The 13,971-nt window shown below is 73.3% G+C and carries 16 protein-coding genes; 11 read left to right on the forward strand and 5 right to left on the reverse strand.

What is annotated here, in order from left to right; all coding sequences use genetic code 11:
• Positions 1-38: 38 nt before the first annotated feature.
• Both OWR29_RS05220 and acs read right to left on the reverse strand, forming a co-directional pair.
• Entirely contained in the window at positions 39-551 is a 513-nt protein-coding gene (locus tag OWR29_RS05220) for a hypothetical protein (RefSeq protein WP_267561345.1), read from the reverse strand.
• Between the two features lie 127 nt (positions 552-678).
• A complete protein-coding gene (acs, locus tag OWR29_RS05225) occupies positions 679-2,664 on the reverse strand; it encodes an acetate--CoA ligase (RefSeq protein ID WP_267561346.1) in 1,986 nt (661 codons plus the stop codon).
• Positions 2,665-2,878: 214 nt separating this feature from the next.
• Here acs and OWR29_RS05230 point away from each other — a divergent pair, with 214 nt between their 5' ends.
• The gene (locus OWR29_RS05230; protein WP_267561347.1) at positions 2,879-3,610 is read left to right on the forward strand and encodes a Fic family protein; all 732 of its coding nucleotides are present in this window, start codon (positions 2,879-2,881) and stop codon (positions 3,608-3,610) included.
• A gap of 68 nt (positions 3,611-3,678) precedes the next feature.
• The gene (locus tag OWR29_RS05235; protein ID WP_267561348.1) at positions 3,679-4,155 is read left to right on the forward strand and encodes an SCO5741 family PH domain-containing membrane protein; all 477 of its coding nucleotides are present in this window, start codon (positions 3,679-3,681) and stop codon (positions 4,153-4,155) included.
• Between the two features lie 353 nt (positions 4,156-4,508).
• On the opposite strand, the gene OWR29_RS05240 is transcribed toward OWR29_RS05235, so the two are convergent.
• Together OWR29_RS05240 and OWR29_RS05245 are read right to left on the reverse strand one after the other, a co-directional pair.
• Positions 4,509-5,309 (reverse strand): HAD family hydrolase, encoded by an 801-nt coding sequence (locus OWR29_RS05240; RefSeq protein WP_267561349.1) that lies wholly within the window; start codon positions 5,307-5,309, stop codon positions 4,509-4,511.
• A gap of 339 nt (positions 5,310-5,648) precedes the next feature.
• The gene (locus OWR29_RS05245; protein WP_267561350.1) at positions 5,649-6,002 is read right to left on the reverse strand and encodes an STAS domain-containing protein; all 354 of its coding nucleotides are present in this window, start codon (positions 6,000-6,002) and stop codon (positions 5,649-5,651) included.
• Positions 6,003-6,219: 217 nt separating this feature from the next.
• On the opposite strand from OWR29_RS05245, the gene ssd reads away from it, so the two are divergent.
• The 9 genes from ssd (at position 6,220) to OWR29_RS05290 (ending at position 11,629) form a co-directional block, all read left to right on the forward strand.
• Positions 6,220-7,293 carry a septum site-determining protein Ssd gene (gene ssd / locus OWR29_RS05250; RefSeq protein WP_267561351.1) on the forward strand — a complete coding sequence of 358 codons (1,074 nt, stop codon included), beginning with the start codon at positions 6,220-6,222 and terminating at the stop codon, positions 7,291-7,293.
• The gene (locus OWR29_RS05255; protein WP_267561352.1) at positions 7,290-8,513 is read left to right on the forward strand and encodes a TadA family conjugal transfer-associated ATPase; all 1,224 of its coding nucleotides are present in this window, start codon (positions 7,290-7,292) and stop codon (positions 8,511-8,513) included. The genes ssd and OWR29_RS05255 overlap by 4 nt, the downstream gene beginning before the upstream one ends.
• Complete coding sequence (locus OWR29_RS05260) at positions 8,510-9,217, forward strand: hypothetical protein (protein ID WP_267561353.1); 708 nt, start codon at positions 8,510-8,512, stop codon at positions 9,215-9,217. Before OWR29_RS05255 ends, OWR29_RS05260 begins: the two co-directional genes overlap by 4 nt.
• Positions 9,214-9,498 (forward strand): hypothetical protein, encoded by a 285-nt coding sequence (locus OWR29_RS05265; RefSeq protein ID WP_267561354.1) that lies wholly within the window; start codon positions 9,214-9,216, stop codon positions 9,496-9,498. The genes OWR29_RS05260 and OWR29_RS05265 overlap by 4 nt, the downstream gene beginning before the upstream one ends.
• A gap of 97 nt (positions 9,499-9,595) precedes the next feature.
• The gene (locus tag OWR29_RS05270) at positions 9,596-10,267 is read left to right on the forward strand and encodes a type II secretion system F family protein (protein ID WP_438872558.1); all 672 of its coding nucleotides are present in this window, start codon (positions 9,596-9,598) and stop codon (positions 10,265-10,267) included.
• Positions 10,268-10,385: 118 nt separating this feature from the next.
• Positions 10,386-10,514 carry a DUF4244 domain-containing protein gene (locus OWR29_RS05275; protein WP_250002493.1) on the forward strand — a complete coding sequence of 43 codons (129 nt, stop codon included), beginning with the start codon at positions 10,386-10,388 and terminating at the stop codon, positions 10,512-10,514.
• The gene (locus tag OWR29_RS05280) at positions 10,511-10,870 is read left to right on the forward strand and encodes a TadE family type IV pilus minor pilin (protein ID WP_267561356.1); all 360 of its coding nucleotides are present in this window, start codon (positions 10,511-10,513) and stop codon (positions 10,868-10,870) included. The genes OWR29_RS05275 and OWR29_RS05280 overlap by 4 nt, the downstream gene beginning before the upstream one ends.
• Positions 10,867-11,394, forward strand: coding sequence for an Rv3654c family TadE-like protein (locus tag OWR29_RS05285; protein ID WP_267561357.1), 528 nt, complete (start codon positions 10,867-10,869; stop codon positions 11,392-11,394). The genes OWR29_RS05280 and OWR29_RS05285 overlap by 4 nt, the downstream gene beginning before the upstream one ends.
• A 1-nt stretch (position 11,395) precedes the next feature.
• Positions 11,396-11,629, forward strand: a complete 234-nt coding sequence (locus OWR29_RS05290; protein ID WP_267561358.1) for a hypothetical protein — start codon at positions 11,396-11,398, stop codon at positions 11,627-11,629.
• On the opposite strand, the gene OWR29_RS05295 is transcribed toward OWR29_RS05290, so the two are convergent.
• Positions 11,564-13,885, reverse strand: coding sequence for a DEAD/DEAH box helicase (locus OWR29_RS05295; RefSeq protein WP_267561359.1), 2,322 nt, complete (start codon positions 13,883-13,885; stop codon positions 11,564-11,566). The genes OWR29_RS05290 and OWR29_RS05295 overlap by 66 nt on opposite strands.
• Positions 13,886-13,971 lie beyond the last annotated feature (86 nt).

The following is a 13,971-nucleotide window of genomic DNA, read 5'->3' on the forward strand; positions in this document are numbered from 1 at the left end:
CGTAGGCGCTGGGGGCGAACGGGACGGAGTGCGCCTGGTTACTTCGGATTGATGAGGGCGCGGACGAGGGTCGCGGGCTTGCCGCTGCCGCAGTCGACCGGCGTCTTGCCGGGCGTGATCCGGACCCGGACCTTGTCGCCCTTGTCCATCGGCACGGCCTTTTTCGAGTACGCGGCCCAGGTCTCGCCGTCGGCCGTCTTCAGGCCGTAGCAGGACCCGCCGGCCCTGGTGACCGTCGCGTTCACCCAGCCCACACGCATGGCGCCGACGTCGGGGAAGTCGTGCCCGGCTGGGCGGCTGGGCTTGGCCGTGGAGTCGGCGGTGCCCGGTTGCGCCGCCTGGCCACCCGGCGCGGCCGCATCCGGCGCCGACCCGAGCGGAGCAGCGGGACCGGACGCACCCGGCGCGGGGACCGAGCCGCCGACCGAACCGTCGGCCGAGACCGGCGCCGGCGCGCTCGCGGCAGGCTTGTCGTCGTCGCTCGAACAGCCGCCGGCCAGCAGCAACGCCAGTGACAGCGCGCCCGCCGTCACCGCGATGGACCTGAGCATGACCATGCACCCCCGTGACCGAACCTCGCGGTCGGGCGGGACCGCGGCGCCAAAGCGTAACGGTTTCAGGTCTTCCGTGGGGAGCGGCGTCTCTTCCGCCGGGGAAGAGACGCCGCCGCAGGCCGGATCAGTCCTCGGACTTGCCGGTCTGCATGCCCTTCGAGATCAGCTCCATCACCGCGGAGTCCTGCAGCGTGGTGACGTCGCCCAGCGAGCGGTTCTCGGCCACGTCCTTGAGCAGCCGCCGCATGATCTTGCCGGAGCGGGTCTTCGGCAGCTCGGGCACGAGCATGATCTGGCGGGGCTTGGCGATCGGGCCGAGCGTCTTGGACACGTGGTTGCGCAGCTCGACGTTCAGCTGGTCGCCGGCGTCGCCCTCGGTGTCCACGCTTCCGCGCGGGATCACGAAGGCCACGATGGCCTGGCCGGTGGTCGGGTCGGTCGCGCCCACCACCGCCGCCTCGGCCACCGACGGGTGCGAGACCAGCGCCGACTCGACCTCGGTGGTCGAGATGTTGTGGCCCGAGACCAGCATGACGTCGTCGACCCGGCCCAGGAGCCAGAGCGCGCCGTCCTCGTCCTTCTTGGCGCCGTCACCGGCGAAGTAGATCCACTCGTCGCCCGAGCCCGCGCCCGCGCCGAACCGCGACCAGTACGTGTCGAGGAAGCGCTTGTCGTCGCCCCAGATCGTGCGGAGCATCGACGGCCACGGGTCGCGCAGCACCAGGAAGCCACCGCCACCGTTGGGCACCGACTCGGCCTGGTCGTCGACCACGTCGGCCGTGATGCCGGGCAGCGGGGTCATCGCCGAGCCGGGCTTGGTCGCGGTCACGCCGGGCAGCGGCGAGATCATCACGCCGCCCGTCTCGGTCTGCCACCAGGTGTCCACAATGGGCGTCCGGTTGCGGCCGATGTTCTCGCGGTACCACATCCAGGCCTCGGGGTTGATCGGCTCGCCGACGCTGCCCAGCACGCGCAGCGACGACAGGTCGTAGCCGGCCGGGATGTCGTCGCCCCACTTCATCATCGTGCGGATCAGGGTCGGGGCGGTGTAGAGGATCGACACCTTGTACTTGTCGACGATCTGCCAGAACCGGTCGCGGCCCGGCGTGTCCGGCGTGCCTTCGTACATCACTTGGGTGGCGCCGTTGGAGAGCGGGCCGTAGACGATGTACGAGTGGCCGGTGACCCAGCCGATGTCGGCCGTGCACCAGTAGACGTCGGTCTCGGGCTTGAGGTCGAAGACGGCGTTGTGCGTGTACGACACCTGGGTGAGGTAGCCGCCGGTGGTGTGCAGGATGCCCTTGGGCTTACCGGTCGTGCCCGAGGTGTAGAGGATGAACAGCGGGTGCTCGGCGTCGAACGGCTGCGCCTGGTGTTCCGGGCTGGCCTGCTCGACCGTCTCGTGCCACCACTTGTCCTTGTCGGTCCACTCGACGTCCTGACCGGTACGGCGTACGACAAGAACGTTCTCGATGCTGGGGGACTTCGCGACCGCCTCGTCGACCGTGGGCTTGAGGGCCGACGGCTTGCCGCGGCGGTAACCCCCGTCGGCCGTGATGACCAGCTTGGCGTCCGCGTCTTTGATGCGCGTCGAGAGCGCGTCGACCGAGAAGCCGCCGAAGACGACGCTGTGAGTGGCGCCGATGCGGGCGCAGGCCAGCATCGCGACCGCGGCCTCGGGGATCATCGGCATGTAGATGGCCACCCGGTCGCCGGCGGCGATGCCCAGCTCGGTCAGCGTGTTGGCGGCCTGGCTGACCAGCTTGAGCAGTTCGGCGTACGTGATGGTGCGGGTGTCGCCGGGCTCGCCCTCCCAGTGGATGGCGACCTTGTCGCCCCGGCCGGCCTCGACGTGCCGGTCGACGCAGTTGTAGGCGATGTTGAGCTCGCCGCCGACGAACCACTTCGCGAACGGCGGGTTGGACCAGTCGAGCACCTGGTCCCACTTCTTGGCCCAGGTGAGCCGGTCGGCCTGGGTGGCCCAGAAGGCCAGGCGGTCGGCGGCGGCTTCCTCGTACGCGCCCGCCTTCACATTGGCGGCCGCGGCCAGCTCTTCGGGCGGCGGGAACTGCCGGCTCTCCGATGACAAGTTCGCCAATGTCTCGCTCATGAGGGCGGCTCCTCTTTCACTGCTGACCGGGCATCTTCGTTGCACACTAGTTCCGCCGGTGGGTACCGGCGACACCTGTGGATAACTGCGCGCCAGATGGCGTCGTGGTCGCGCCGGATGACCAACAGGTGCTTGTTCCTGCGCGAATCTTGCCAGTTGTGAGCCTCTTTGCGCACCCCATGTTTCGTCCGATTTACCGGCTACGGTATTCGGCGTGGATCCGCTAGCTCCTCTTCTCGACCTTGCCGACGTCGCGCCCGCACTCTCCGAGGCGCGCGACCGGGTGGACGCCGCGATGCGGCACCGCGCTTTGCGCCGGCACGGTGGCCAGGTCGCGGCTGAGGCGAGTCTGCGGGCGGCCGTGGCGAGCGCTGCTCTCGAGGGCAATGTCCACGAGCTTGACGACGTACGGGGTGGGACCGTCACCGATCCGGTCGTGCAGGGCGCCTTGCGGGTCGCCGAGGGCGTCGGCGGGCTGGTCGACCTCTGGCCCCGCGCACCCCGGCAGGTGCTGGCGAAGCTGCACGTCCTGGCCGCGCGCGGGGTGGTGCCGCCGGCCGACCTGGGCCGGCTCACCGGGGGTGCGGAGCGTGTCGACATGCTCGCCGGCCTGGTGGCGGGCAACGACCGTACGCCGCCGCTGCTGCTCGCCGCGGTCGTGCACGCCGAGCTCATCACGCTACGGCCGTTCGCCGGCCCGGCCGGGGTCGTCGCCCGCGCCGCCGCGCGCCTCACTATAATCAGCCGCGGCCTTGATCCACGCGGTTTGGTCGCGGTCGAGGTCGGGCATCAGGCCCGCGAGCCGGAGTACGTGGGATCGGCCGGCGCCTATGCCACCGGCACGCCCGACGGGGTCCGCTCGTGGCTGCGTCACTACGCCGCCGCGGTGACGGTGGCCGCCGACGAGATCACCAAGATCGGCGACGAGGTGCTGGCGACGGTATGACCAGCCGTCGTACTGTGCGTATGTGCGAACAGCACACGTCGTGACCAGGAGTTTCTACACTTCCAGACGTGGAGTCCTGGACGCGCCCGTACACGCCCGGCACCGGCCGCTGGCTGATCATCGGCTGGGAAGCCTTCGCGCTGGCCCTGCTGGGCTGGACGTCGATCGAGACGTTCGAGCTGAACGACCACGGCCTGCGCCTGCTCGCGTGTGCGCTGGCCGCCGTGTGGGTGCTCGGCACTCACCGCATCCTGCAGATGGGCGCCTACGTCGGGGCCCGCGGCCTGCGCATTCACGGCCTGCTGCGCTCACGCACGATGGCCTGGGCCGAGATCTCGCAGGTGCACCTGCATGAGGCGAGCCACCAGATCGGTCCGTTCCGCATCCCGAGCGGCCTGACCGTGCTCATCGAGCGGCGTGACGGCTCGACCGTCAACACGGAGCTGTGGGCGCAGGGGGTCGACTTTCACTCGCGGCCGAAGCTGTTCCGCGCGGTCTATCACGAGCTGCGCACCCGTCACCTGGCCGCGGCCGGAAAAATTTAGAGCCGGCGTCCCTTGAGGGGCGCCGGCTGCTGCGCGTCCGGACCGGGTTATCAAGCGTGCACCTGGGTCGTTGTCGGCAGTCCTTAGCCTCACGGCTCCTCAAATGTGAGCCTGGGGGGCCGCGGTCCCGCCGCAACGTGCCTGCCGTGGCTGATCGCGCGTGGGTTCCCGGTGGCCGTGCACGAGAACCGGTGCTTTTACGCCGGGCAACCCCGGCTCCGCTTCGATCCTCGCCTGTTCTTTCTACGCCCGTACCGGCTTGATCGCCAGGGATTCGGCCCGGCAAATCTGGCTTTCCGCATTAGTCAGACCAAAGCCATTCGCGCTGCTCTTTGGCCCTCGGCAGAACCTGATCAGGCAGGTGTGCGGGTGCGGCGGTGCCGGGCGTAGATGGCGAAGCCGATGGCCGCGCCCACGCCCACGCTGAGGGCGGCCGCGGCCACCGGGACGGCCGGCTTGTCGCGCAGGCGGCGGCTCAGCGGGATGGGGTGGCGGAACTCGAGGATCGGCCACTTGTTCTCGACCGCGGCCCGGCGCAGCGTCCGGTCGGGGTTGACGGCGCTGGGGTGGCCGACCGACTCGAGCAGGGGCAGGTCGCTGCTGGAGTCGGAGTAGGCGTAGCAGTCGGCCAGGTTGTAGCCCCGCTCGGCGGCCAGCTCGCGAACGCCCACGACCTTGCTGGGGCCGGCCGCGTAGAACTCGACGTCGCCGCTGTAGCGCCCGTCGACGATGCTCATGCGGGTGGCGATGATGTCGGTGATGCCGAGCAGGGCGCCGATCGGGCGGACCATCTCGTCGCCCGAGGCGGAGACGAGCACGACGTCGCGGCCGGCCGCCTGATGCTCGGCAATCAGGGTCGCGGCCTCGGCGTACACATAGGGGTTGATCAGCTCGTCCAAGGTCTCGGCGACGATCTGCTGCACCTGCTCGACGCGCCAGCCCTTGCAGAGGGCGGCCAGGTAGTCGCGGGTGCGGGCCATGGCCTGCTCGTCGGAGCCGCCACCGAGCCGGAACATCAGCTGTGCGTAAGCGGATTTCACCATGTCGCGCCGGCTGATCAGGCCGTCACGGTAGAACGGCCGTCCGAAGGCCAACGCGCTGGACTTGGCGATGACGGTCTTGTCGAGGTCGAAAAACGCGGCGCTCAGGCCCACGGGCCGAAAGTGTAGTCGCAAGTGGTTCATCACCGTCGTCCCGGCGCGTCGGTTCAGGGCGGCCCGTGACTGGCAGTGAAATCGGTCAGACAGGCAGCACTATCGCAGTGAGCCACATTCAGTACTCGACTGTGCTGCTTCTGTGAGGCATGCTTGTGCTGTTGCGACCGGGATTCACGTTGCGACCCGACGAACATCACCACTTGAAAACACTCCGTGAACCCTCGGTGATTGCGCCCCCCGCGATCACCGAGTCGATTCGGCTCGACCCCCCCGGAGCCGAATCCTCGGACGGCCCCCGTCTCCCCCGACGGGGGTCGTTCCCTTTCCGGCGCCGGATCAGGCCCCTGTGGCCTGCGTCGGCTCGGCCGCGACGACCTCGCCCAGGCCGAAGAAGTCGCACAGTCCGGTTACGTCGAGTACACGGCGGAACGACGGACTCGGGTTGACGACCAGGAAGCGTGCCTCGGCCGCGGTGGCGGCTCGGTAGCCCTCGATCAGCGCGCCCAGACCGGTGGAGTCGATGAAGCTGGCGGCGCGCAGGTCGACCCGGACGACGGCCGCGGACCACTCGTCGACGGCGTCACGGATGCATCCGGCCAGCTCGTCAGCGTTCGAGAAATCGATCTCGCCCACGACGGACACGACGGCGGAACCGTCGTCGTCGAGCGAACGGGTGATCGAACTTTCCATGCCAACCCCACAGGTCCGTGTCGGCACCAACATACCCAACGGCCGCCGCTTCCACTCTCCACGCCGAGACCGCCCTTAGCAGACTGGCGGGACAGCGACGCGATATCCACAAGCGGCCCGGTTGTCCACAGGCTGCGTCGCCGCGCCTGGCCGCCGGTTCCGTCTCCCGCGAAGGTGGGCGCCTCACCCGCTGCCACCCGAGCGCTGGAGACCGCCGATGCCCCCTGCCCGCCTGCCCCTCGTCGTCACCGCCGACCCCGACCTGCTCGACGATCTGCTGCGCCTCGCCGCGGCCGGGGGCACCAAGGTCGACGTGGCGCCCGACCCGGCCGCCGCCCGCGCCCGCTACGGCACCGCCCCGATGGTCATGATCGGGGCCGACCAGCTCGAGGCCTGCCTGCGCGCCCGGCTCCCGCGCCGCTCCCGGGTCGCCGTGGTCGGCCGGGGCGAGGTGGCCGAGCCGATGTGGCACGCCGCCAACGCCCACGGCGTCGAGCACATCGCAGAATTGCCCACCGCCGACACCTGGGTGGTCGATCGCTTCGCCGAGCATCTTCAGCAGCCGGTGGGCCGCGTGCTGGCGGTCATCGGCGGGCGGGGCGGCGCCGGTGCCAGCACCCTGGCCGCGGGGCTGGCGGTGACCGCGGCCCGCGGCCGGCGCCGCACCCTGCTGATCGACGCCGACTCGCTCGGCGGCGGCCTCGACATGATGTTCGGCTGGGAGCGTCGCGACGGCCTGCGCTGGTCGGCCCTGGCCGAGGCGGGCGGCCGGGTCGATCCGCCGAGCCTGCTCGGGGCGCTGCCGCGCGACGGCGACCTGGTGCTGCTCTCGTTCGACCGCGGCACCTCGCCCGCCCTGCCCGCCGAGGCGATGGCCGCCACGATCGACGCCGGCCGCCGCGCCCGCGAGGTGATCGTGGTCGACCTGCCGCGCCGCCTCGACGACGCCGGCGTGCTCGCGCTCGAGTGCGCCGACCAGGCAGTGCTCATCGTGCCGGCCGAGGTGCGCGCCTCCGCCGCGGCGGCCCGGGTGGCCGGCCTGGTGCGGGCTCACCGCGAGGAGCTGTCCCTGGTGGTGCGGGGGCCGGCGCCGGGCCGGCTGCGAGCACGCGACATCGCGTCGGCGCTGGGGCTGCCGCTGATCGGCACGCTGCGGCCCGAGCCGGCGATCTCGCAGCGGATCGAGCACGGCCTGCCGCCGGCCGCCGACGGCAAAGGGCCGCTCGCGCGGCTGTGCCGGCGGGTGGTCAACGACCTGACGCGCGACGGGGCCGTGGCGGTGGCGGCATGACGGCGTACGCGGGACTCGGCAGCCGCCTGGCCGCATCGGCGCCGCGCGTCGCCGACCGGGTGCGCCACCAGTTCGCCGTCGACGGCGTCGAAGCGACCCCGGCCGCCGTGGTGCAGGCCGTGCGCAGTGAGTCCACGGCCGCCGTGCTGGGCGACACGGCCGTGCTCCGGCTGGCCGACCGGGTGCACGACCAACTGGTCGGGGCCGGGCCGCTGGCGCCTCTGCTGGCCGATCCGCAGGTGACCGACGTACTGGTGAACGGGCTCGCGGTCTGGGTCGACCGGGGTGCCGGGCTGCAACGGGCACCCGTCGTGCTCGGCGACCTGGAAGAGGTGCGGCGCCTGGCTCAGCGGCTCGCGGCAGCGTGCGGGCGCCGGCTCGACGATGGCCAGCCGTACGCGGACGCCCGCCTGCCCGACGGCACCCGCCTGCACGCCGTGCTGCCCCCGGTGGCGACCGACGGCCCGTACCTGTCGCTGCGCACCTTCCGCCACCGCCCGTTCCGCCTCGACGACCTGGTCGAGCACGGAACCGTCCCGGCCACGGTCGCCCCGGTGCTGGCCGCGATCGTCGCTGCCCGGCTGGCCTACCTGGTCACCGGCGGCACCGGCAGCGGCAAGACGACGCTGTTGGCCACGCTGCTGGGCATGGTGCCGCCGACCGAGCGGATCGTCCTGGTCGAGGACGCGGCCGAGCTGCGTCCGCTGCACCCGCACGTGGTCGCCCTGCAGTCCCGCACCGCGAACGTCGAGGGGGCGGGCGCGATCGGGCTGACCGACCTGGTGCGGCAGGCGCTGCGGATGCGGCCCGACCGGCTGGTCGTGGGGGAGTGCCGCGGTGCCGAGATCGTCGACCTGCTGGGCGCGCTCAACACAGGGCACGACGGCGGCGCGGGCACTCTGCACGCCAATGCGCCGGCCGACGTTCCGGCCCGGCTCGAGGCGCTGGGGTTGCTCGGTGGGCTGCCCCGGGCGGCGCTGCACGCCCAGGTGGTGGCCGCGCTGCAGGTGGTGCTTCAGGTGCGGCGTACGGAACAGGGGCGCGTCCTCGAGTCGGTCAGCGTGCTGTTGCCGGCCGGTGAGGAGCGGCTGGCGACCGTGGTTCCGGCCTGGCGCCGCTTGCACGGGGCCGGGCCGGGTGCGGCAGCGCTGGCCCGGATGCTGGCCGTTCGCGGGGTGGGCGCCCCGGCCGTCCTCCGGCCTCCGGTGGTGGCGCCGTGACGTGGGGGCCGTTGCTGCTCGTGGTGGGCGCGTTGGTGGTCGTGCTGCCGATCGGGCGGATCCGGTCGGCGCCACGGGTGTCGGTGGTGGCGCTGGGCCGGCGGGTCGCTGCCTACGCCTCGGTGGCGCCGAAGCAAGCGCTGGCCGGGGGAATCGCCGGGGCCGGGGTGGTGGGGCTGCTGCTGGGCGGCCCGGTGGCTGCGGCCATCGCCTGCGCGTACGCGGGGCTCGGGGGCCGGGCCTGGCTGCGGCGGGTGGCTCGCCGGCGGGCGGCGGCGGAACGGTCGGCCGCCCTGGACGCGCTGGCCGGACTGGCGGCCGACCTGCGGGCGGGGCTGCCGCCGGCCGAGGCCCGGAGCAACGAGGGCGACCGGCTGCGGCGGCTCACGGGTTCGGTGTGGCACCTCGCCGAACGGACCGGGGCGCCGGCGGCCGATTTGGTCGAGCGGATCGAGGCCGACGCCCGGGCGACCGACCGGGCCGGAGCTGCGGCGGCGGCCCAGGCGGCCGGTGCTCAGGCCACCTCGATGCTGCTGGCGGCTCTGCCGCTCGCCGGCCTCGGGCTGGGCGTGCTGATGGGGGCCGACCCGTTCCACGTGCTGCTGCGCACGCCTTTGGGTGCGGCGTGCGGGCTGGCCGCGGTCGTACTGCAGGCGGCCGGCCTGCTGTGGTCCGAGCGCCTGGTCGGCGGGGTGACCCGATGAGCGCGGGCGACGCGATGAGCACGGGTGACGCGATGAGCGCGGGCGACGCGATAAGTGCGGGCGACGCGATGAGCGCGGGGTGTGCGCTGACGGAGTTTCTGCGGGTCGGACGGCCGGGCCGGGTGCCCTTGCGGGCCTGCTGCGTGGCCGCGCTGCTGGCCGACGGTCGCGGCTGCCCGTCGTGGCCGGTCGGGCGGGCCTCGATCGGCGACCACGAGCCAGCCGACCGGCACGAAGCAGTCACCGGGCGCGTGCCGGCCACCGAGCAGGCGGCGCTGTGATGGCCGGCTCGAGTGTGGCGGTGGGGTTGTGACGGCTCTGCTGATCGTGGCGGCGGCGCTGGCTCTGGTTGTTGCCCCAGTGGCCGGCGGGCGGGTGGTGCGCGGCCGGCTGAGGCAGATTCGGGCGGCCTTGTCGTCGTCCTCGTCGCCCGCCTCGGCCTCGGCTGAGCGGAACGCGCGCCGGACTCGGTGGCTGCTGGCCGTCGGGGCGGGGCTCGCGGTGGCCGGGTTCGTCGGCACGTGGTGGGGCGGGCTGCTGGGCGTGGCCGCGGGCGTGGGTGCGGAACGCTTCCTGCGGCGGCGCGAGCCGGCCCGCGTGCGGCAAGAGCGCCGTGCTGCCGCGGCTGATCTGCCGCTCGGGGCCGACCTGCTGGCGGCCGCGCTCCGGGCGGGCGCCCCGGTCGACGGGGCGGCGGCCGCCGTGGCCGACGCGCTCGACGGGCCGCTCGGCCTCCGGCTGCGCCGCACCGCGCGCTCGCTCACCCTGGGCGCCGCGCCAGCCGAGGCTTGGGCCCACCTGGCCGAGATTCCGGGCGCCGAGCGGCTGATCGCGGCAGCCGTCCGTACCAGCGCGAGCGGCGGCGCGCTGGCCGGCGCCCTGGGCCGGCTCGCGGACGACCTGCGGGCCGACCGGGCGGTCGCCGTCGAGGCGGCCGCCCAGCGGGCCGGCGTGCTCATCGTGCTGCCGCTCGGGCTGTGTTTCCTGCCCGCCTTCCTGCTGGCCGGGCTGGTCCCGGTGCTGATCGCGGTCCTCGGGGACGTCCTCTGACCCGTGGGCCACCACGGCCGGCCGCGGGCCGGTCGTCAATCGGAAACCGAAGGAGAACCACGTGCGCAAACTCATCGCGAACCTCGTCCGGCTGCGGGCCGAGGCGGCCGACGCCGGCATGAACACGGCCGAGTACGCCGTCGGCACGCTGGCCGCGGTCGCGTTCGCCGGAGTGCTCTACAAGGTTGTGACCAGCACCGGCGTCGCCGGGGCGCTGGACGCGGTCATCGACCGGGCGCTGAAGTGACCCGGCGCCGGTGGCCCGGCCGCGACCGGGGTGCGTTCACGGCCGAGCTCGCGGCCGGGCTGCCGGCGCTCATGCTGCTGCTGGCGGCCGGGCTGGGCGCCGTCTCGGCCGTGGCCACCAAGGGCCAGTGCGTGGACGCCGCCCGCGAGGCCGCGCTGGCCGAGGCCCGCGGCGATTCCGGTGCGGCGGCCGGGGAGCGGGTCGCTCCGCCCGGCGCCGAGGTCGAGATCGGCGGTGACAGCGATGTCGTCACGGCCCGGGTCCGGGCGCGGCTGCGGGTGCTGGGGGCCAACCTGTCGGTGATCACCGTTGAGGGCACGGCCACCGCCGCGCGTGAGCCTGAGGCGGTGCTGTGAAACCGTGCGCCGCCCGCCGGCGCAGAGCATCGGGAAGCCGGGCCGGGCGCGGAGCAGCGGGAAGCCGGGCCAGGCGCGGAGCATCGGGAAGCCGGGCCGGGCGCGGAGCAGCGGGAAGCCGGGCCGGGCGCGGAGCAGCGGGAAGCCGGGCTGGGCGGGATCGCGGTGCGGCGACGATTCTGGTGCTGGCGTTCGGGCTGTTCCTGACCGTGGCCGGGGTGGCGGCGGCCGGCGTCGGCACGGCGCGCGTCGGGCGGCACGAGGCCCGCACGGCGGCCGACCTGGGTGCGCTGGCGGGCGCGGCCAAGGCGATCTACGGGCCCGAGGTCGCCTGCGCGCGGGCCGGGCAGTTGGTCGCGGCCAACCACGGCCGCCTGGCGTCGTGCGTGGTCGAGGGTCTCGACGTGGTGGTGCGGGCCGAAGTCGCCGTGCCTGGCCTGGGACGCCGAGCCGTGGCTACCGCTCGGGCCGGGCCGGTCTACGCGATGGCACCCGTGGTGGAGCAGCGGTCGATAACCTCCTGAGGTGACTGAGCGCATGCGCAGGGTGATCGAGTTGGGTGAGTGGCACGCCGAGTGGTCCGCGAAGTGGGCGGCCGAGTTCCACCCGGAGCACCATCTGCGCGATGCGCTTCTCGAGGCGCCGCCGGAGGCTCGGCAGGAGTTCTTCGAGCGGGCCGACCGGATTCTGGGCCTAGGCCGCAGAACGCAGGGCGGCCAGGACGGTGTCGAGGACCTGGACGGCGCCCGGCTTGTGTAGCGGGTTGTTGCCGTTGCCGCATTTGGGGGACTGGACGCACGACGGGCAGCCGGACTCGCAGCCGCAGGCCGCGATCGCCTCGCGGGTGGCGGCCAGCCAGGCGGACGCGGTGGCGTAGGCGCGTTCGGCGAAGCCCGCGCCGCCCGGGTGGCCGTCGTACACGAAGACCGTGGGGGCTTCGGTATCGACGTGGTTGGCCGTGGACAGGCCGCCGATGTCCCAGCGGTCGCACGTGGCCATCAGCGGGAGCAGCCCGATCGCGGCGTGCTCGGCGGCGTGCAGGGCCCCCGGCACATCCGGCGGCTCCACCCCGGCCGCTTCCAGCGCGCGCGGCGTGACGGTGAACCAGACGGCGACCGTACGCAGTTCGCGCACCGGCAGGTCGAGCGGCTTGGTGTCGATCACCTCGCCCGAGCCGAGCCGGCGCCGCTGGTACGACACGACCTGGCTGGTCACCTCGACGTCGCCCAGATAGAGGCCGACCGGGCCGGCGTCCACGTGGGAGCGCACGCCCAGCACCGACACGTCGGTGACGTCGCGGGCGTGGGTCGACCAGTCCGGGTCGGCCCGGTGCACGAGCGCGACCGCGTCGTCCAGGTCGAGCTGGTCGACCAGGTGGCTCACGCCCTGATGCAGATAGACCGCCCCGGTGTGCAGCATGAAGTGCGACGACGCCTGGTCGACCGTGCCGAGCAGCCGCCCGGTGGCCGATTCGACCACCGAGACCGGGGCCCCGCCGGCCCCGCGCAGGTCGACGTCGGGCCGCCCGGGATGCGTCCAGTACCAGCCCGACGGCCGCTTGCGCAGCGCGCCCGAGGCGGTCAGCCCGTCGACGGCCGCGCGCGCTGCCTCGCCGCCGAAGAGCTCCAGGTCGTCGGCCCGCAGGGGTGCTTCGGAGGCCGCGCAGCAGAGTTGCGGTCCCAGCACGTACGGGTTGGCCGGGTCGAGCACGGTCACCTCGACCGGCCGCCCGAACAGCGCCGACGGGTGGTGCACCAGATAGGTGTCGAGCGGGTCGTCCCGGGCGATCAGCACCGCCAGCGCCTCGCCGCCGGCCCGGCCCGCCCGCCCGGCCTGCTGCCACAGCGACGCCCGGGTGCCCGGATAACCGCAGATCAGCACCGCGTCCAGCCCGACCAGGTCGACGCCCAGCTCGAGCGCGTTGGTCGAGGCCAGTGCCAGCAGCTCGCCCGAGAGCAGGGCCCGCTCAATCTGGCGGCGGTCTTCCTTCAGGTAGCCGGCGCGGTAGGCGGCCACCCGATCGCCGAGGCCCGGCACCGCCTCGTCGAGGCTGCGCTTGGTCATGGTGGCCACCACCTCGGCCCCGCGCCGGGAGCGGATGAAGGCCAGGGTGCGGGTGCCGGCGGCGACCGCGTCGGCCAGGAGGTCGGCCGTCTCACTGAGCGCGGATCGGCGTACCTCGGGAAGGTCTTCGTCAAGCGGATCGGCGGGGAGCAGCGGCGGCTCCCAGAGCGCGAACGTCGTCGCCCCGCGCGGGGAGGCGTCGGTGGTCACGGCCGTCACCGGCAGACCCGTCAGGCGGGATGCCGCGTCGGCCGGATCGCCCGACGTGGCCGAGGCCAGCACGAAGGTGGGCGAACCGCCGTAGCGCGCGGCCAGGCGCCGCAGCCGGCGCAGGACATGCGCGACGTGCGAGCCGAACACCCCCCGGTAGGCGTGGCACTCGTCGATCACCACGTACGACAGCCGGCGCAGGAAGGTTCCCCAGCGCGCGTGGCCGGGCAGCAGGGCGTGGTGGAGCATGTCGGGGTTGGTCAGCACCAGCCGGGAGTGCTGCCGGATCCACTCCCGCTCCTCGCGTGAGGTGTCACCGTCGTACGTGGCCGGGCGCACCCCGTCGAGCCCGAGTCTCGCCACCGCGCGCAGTTGGTCGGCCGCGAGCGCCTTCGTCGGTGAGAGGTAGAGCGCCGTCGCGCGCTCGTCGTCGAGCAGCCGCGACAGCACCGGCAGTTGGTAGGCGAGCGACTTGCCGGACGCCGTGCCGGTGGCCACCACGACATGGGTGCCCTCGGCCGCCAGCGACGCCGCGGTGGCCTGGTGTTCCCACGGGCGCGTGATTCCGTGATCGTTCAGGGCGGCCACCACCGTCGGCGAGGCCCACGACGGCCATGGCACAGCGTGACCCAAACGAGCCGGGATCCGCTCGACATGGGTGATGGGGGAGGCCGACGTTCGCGCCTGCAACCGGTGGAGCAACTCGGCGGGGCTGTAGGCGGTCGACGTCACGCCCAGCACTGTGACACCGGAATGGGGCGAACCTCAAACGGGTACGACGGTGGAGCCGGACGGCGGCCCGATAGCGGGCGATGGTTAGATTCGCT

Origin of the sequence: Paractinoplanes pyxinae (genome assembly GCF_026626335.1) — a bacterium.
GTDB lineage: Bacteria > Actinomycetota > Actinomycetes > Mycobacteriales > Micromonosporaceae > Actinoplanes > Actinoplanes pyxinae.